Annotated in this window: 4 protein-coding genes and 1 pseudogene; 2 read left to right on the top strand and 3 right to left on the bottom strand. The window is 63.2% G+C overall.

Translation table 11 applies throughout. The features are described from left to right. On the bottom strand, positions 1 to 909 hold a 909-nt coding region (locus tag MOV61_RS29035; protein WP_247139063.1), incomplete at its 3' end, for an MFS transporter. A 382-nt stretch (positions 910 to 1,291) separates the two neighbouring features. Here MOV61_RS29035 and MOV61_RS29030 point away from each other — a divergent pair. Both MOV61_RS29030 and MOV61_RS29025 read left to right on the top strand, forming a co-directional pair. After that, entirely contained in the window at positions 1,292 to 2,185 is an 894-nt protein-coding gene (locus MOV61_RS29030; protein WP_038540966.1) for a LysR family transcriptional regulator, read from the top strand. Between the two features lie 110 nt (positions 2,186 to 2,295). Beyond that, entirely contained in the window at positions 2,296 to 2,631 is a 336-nt protein-coding gene (locus MOV61_RS29025) for a hypothetical protein (RefSeq protein ID WP_038540969.1), read from the top strand. Between the two features lie 25 nt (positions 2,632 to 2,656). Here MOV61_RS29025 and MOV61_RS29020 read toward each other — a convergent pair whose 3' ends face one another. Continuing rightward, complete coding sequence (locus tag MOV61_RS29020) at positions 2,657 to 3,316, bottom strand: glutathione S-transferase family protein (RefSeq protein ID WP_247139062.1); 660 nt, start codon at positions 3,314 to 3,316, stop codon at positions 2,657 to 2,659. Between the two features lie 311 nt (positions 3,317 to 3,627). Next, a pseudogene (locus tag MOV61_RS29015) lies at positions 3,628 to 3,887 on the bottom strand (gamma-glutamylcyclotransferase); the annotation flags it as partial.

Genomic DNA, 3,887 nt, shown 5'->3' with positions numbered 1-3,887 from the left:
AGCCGCGCCGAACAGGCCGATGGCGATGACGGCGAGCACTGGCTGATGGATCGCGGCGGTCAGTGCCAGCAGCACGGCGGAGAGCGCGATGAGGCTGGCGACGATGGTCGGCACCAGATGACGGTCGGCAAGCCACCCGCCGGCCAGATTGCCGATCACCAGGCCGCCGCCGAAGACAAGCAGGATCGGCGAAACGGCGGCTTCCGAAAAGCCGGTGATCTCCGTGAGGATCGGGGCGATATAGGTGAAGCCTGCAAACACGCCGACCCAGCTCAGCACGGTGATCAGAAGCCCGAGCAGAACCGAGCGGCGGCCGAGCACGGCAAGCGCGCCCTGCGCGCTCTCTTCGTGGTTGTCCGCAGCCTTGTCCTTCGGGACGAACAGCGCGATCACGGCGAGCGCCACGAGACCGATCAGGGTGACGGCAAAGAAGGTCGAGCGCCAGCCATAGGCTTGGCCGAGCCACGTACCGAAGGGGACGCCGAGAATATTGGCGACCGTCAGGCCGGTGAACATGATGGCGATGGCCGAAGCCTTCTTGTTCGGGGCAACCAGGCTGGTGGCGACCACCGAGCCGACGCCGAAGAACGAGGCATGCGCGAACGCGGTCAGCACCCGGGCGGCCATCAGCGTCCAGTAGTCGGGCGCCAGCGCACAGGCGAGGTTGCCGACGGTGAACACCACCATCAGACTCATCAGCAGGGTCTTGCGCGACCATTTGCCTGTCAGCATGCCGAGGATGGGCGCACCGACGACGACGCCGAGCGCGTAACCGGAGATCAAGAGGCCGGCGGCCGAGATCGATACGCCGAGATCTTTGCTGACGTCGATCAGCAGGCCCATGATGACGAATTCGGTGACCCCGATGCCAAAGGCACCGGCCGTCAGCGCGTAGAGAGCGAGAGGCATTGGCTTGGATCCTTGTCCTTGGGAGGAAGGAATTGCATTTGATGCAGCGCAATATCGTCGCCTCGGACTTGCCTGTGTAGCCGCATAAGCGGATAATCATTTGTGAATTGAAATCACAGGTGACATTGATGGTGGAGCAAGACCGCCCCCCTCTGGCCTGCCGGCCATCTCCCCCTCGGGTGGGGAGATTGGCTGGGCGCCTGCTCACCGCCGTACATTCAGCGTCTCATCCTGCGCGCTTCCGGCTGAAGTGCACGACGCTCGTCTGGAAGCGGCGATCGCGCCACTTGTGATCTCCCCACCCGTGGGGGAGATGGCCGGCAGGCCAGAGGGGGGCGCCGCGGCACAACCGAAATGATCGAAATCTGAAAGCGAGCCCCAAATGGACAACCGCGCCGGTGAAATGGAAGTGTTTGCCCTGGCGGCCGAGCTGAAGAGCTTCTCGGCCGCCGGTCGCAAGCTAAAGCTCTCCCCCTCCGCCGTCAGTAAACTCGTGACCCGGCTGGAGGACCGGCTCGGCACCCGCCTCGTGGTCCGCTCCACCCGCATGTTGCAGTTGACGCCGGAGGGGGAGACCTATCTGGCGCGGGCACAGCGCATCCTGGCCGAGATCGCCGATACGGAGGAAATGGTCTCCGGCGGCGGGCGGACGCTGCCGCGCGGGCCGCTGTCGATTAACGCTTCGGTCGGCTTCGGAGAACGTTATGTCCTGCCGCTCACCTGCGAGTTCCAGCAGCTTTTCCCCGATATTCAGCTCGATATCACGCTGACCGACGACATCGTCGATTTGATCCGCGAGCGGGTCGATATCGCCATCCGCCATGGGCCGATGCGCAATTCGTCGCTGATGGCGCGAAAGCTCGGCGAGAGCCGCCAGGTGGTGATCGCCTCGCCCGGCTATCTGGAGCGTCACGGTGTCCCGAAAATGCCGGCCGAGCTCATCCATCACAACTGCATCAATTTTAATTTCCGGCGGGCGGTCGAAGGCTGGCCTTTTCGTGATCCGAAAACCGGCAGCCGGGAGCTGTTGCCGGTTTCCGGAAACCTGAAGGCGAGCAACGGCTCGATCATCCGGCAGTTCTGCCTGGATCATCTCGGCATCGGCCGGGTCGGGCGGTTCCATGTGGAACCGGATATCGAGGCCGGCCGGCTCGTGCCGGTTCTGGAGGATTTCAATCCCGAAGATATCGAGGAAATCCATGCCGTTTACGCCGGCCATGAGCACCTCGCCCTGCGCATTCGCACCTATATCGACTTTATCGCGGCACGACTTTAAGAGACCGCCCCGGTCACGTTGATCGGCAAACGTGTCTTTCAGGCCACAGTTTCGCCTTGCATTGGTCAATTTTGCCACCCACATCGGCTGGATTAGGAGAATCTAATCCCATGAATGACCAGCTGAATGAAATCATCGCCCGGATACGGGCGGAGGTGGCTGCCGGTTCGGCCGATCGCTCGCATGTCGCCATGTCGATGGAGGACCTGCTGCTGCTTGTTCAGAACTTTGAAAGCCTGCGTTCCGAGCGGGAGGAGCTGCGCCGCAGGGCGGAGCTGCATGCCGACGTGATCGAGGCGGTGAGGGTTTTTATGGAAGCCTATCGCGACAAATACAAGAACTACGGCAGCGGCGGCGTGCGCCCGAGTGCAGTCCTGCGCCACGAGGTGTGGCGAGTCTATGCTGCGATGCGCGGTCTGCCGATCGCCAATGACAGCATGTTCTGAAGCCCGCTACTGCCGGTGACCCATCCTAGTCCCGATCCGGTGCGCCGAGCGGGAAGAACGAGCGGTAAGGCCGTGCCTCGTCCACCGCGCGCGCAAAAGACGGCCGGGCGAGCAGGCGATCGCGATAGGCCCGCACGTGGGCGAACTGCTCGCCGATCCGGTGCGTCCAGTCCGCATAGAAGAGGGCGGGCGCCGCGGCGCAGTCGGCGAGGCTGAATGCCCCTCCGGCCGCCCATTCCCGGTCCGCCATGCGCTGGTCGAGCCAGCCATAGGCGGCGTCCAGCATGTCGCGGGCTTCCTGCACGCCATAGGGATCGCGGCTCTCTTCGGGGCGGATGGCGTTGAAGACGACCTTCTGCTGCGGCGTGGAAATGTAGTTGTCGAAGAAGCGGTCCATCATCCGCACGTCGAGCGCCGCGTCCGCGTCGTCCGGGATCAGTTTTACCGGGCCGGGATAATGCTGGCCGAGATATTCGATGACGATCGACGATTCGAAGACCTGTTTCTCCCCGTCGATCAGGATCGGAAAACGCTTCACCGGCCACATGCTGCAGAGATCCTGGTAAGCCGAAGGATCCTCCGGCCCGAGCATGCGGGTGTCGAAGTCGGTGCCGTTCTCATAGAGCGCGGTCAGCACCTTCTGGCAGTAGGACGAGAATGGATGTGAATACAGAACCGGACGCATGACGGCCTCCCATAACCGATTGCGAATTGAAACTGGTTTAGGAATAACTCAGCTGATTGCTTTTTGCAACTGGTTTATGCTGGCATGATTTCCTGCCGAGCAAGATCGCCCCCCTCTGCCCTGCCGGGCATCTCCCCCACAGGTGGGGAGATCACAAGCGGCTTGCTCATCCGGCCAAATTGCCGTGCGCCGGGTCGCCGCGCTTGTTGTTTGGGGAAGCCGGCGCGCCCAGCCAATCTCCCCACCCGTGGGGGAGATGCCCGGCAGGGCAGAGGGGGGCTGACACGGCCCGACCTCTCCCATTTCCCGCCTCACGCCCCGACCTCAACCGCCTCCCGCACATGCATCACCCGGATCTCTTTCGCCACCATCTCCTGCAACCGCCAGAGATTGCGGTCGCGGATGCCGAATTCGGAGAGATGCACGACGGTATTGTAGAGATATTCGGCACACGAGCCGCGATGCCCGCAGGCGCGCGCCAGAACCTTTGCGACCGCGTCGAGCGGCAGCAGCGGCCGGACGATGCGCTTGCTGGTGCCGCCGACCCAGAAGGTCAGCGCCCGGACGGTCT

The sequence above is a fragment of the Neorhizobium sp. BETTINA12A genome, from assembly GCF_023006485.1.
GTDB lineage: Bacteria > Pseudomonadota > Alphaproteobacteria > Rhizobiales > Rhizobiaceae > Neorhizobium.
This window is presented reverse-complemented; position numbering and strand designations above follow the sequence as displayed.

Coding starts and splice junctions, on each gene's coding strand:
- MOV61_RS29030 (WP_038540966.1), top strand. CDS start 1,292: ATGGACAACCGCGCCGGTGAAATGGAAGTGTTTGCCCTGGCGGCCGAG.
- MOV61_RS29025 (WP_038540969.1), top strand. CDS start 2,296: ATGAATGACCAGCTGAATGAAATCATCGCCCGGATACGGGCGGAGGTG.
- MOV61_RS29020 (WP_247139062.1), bottom strand. CDS start 3,316: ATGCGTCCGGTTCTGTATTCACATCCATTCTCGTCCTACTGCCAGAAG.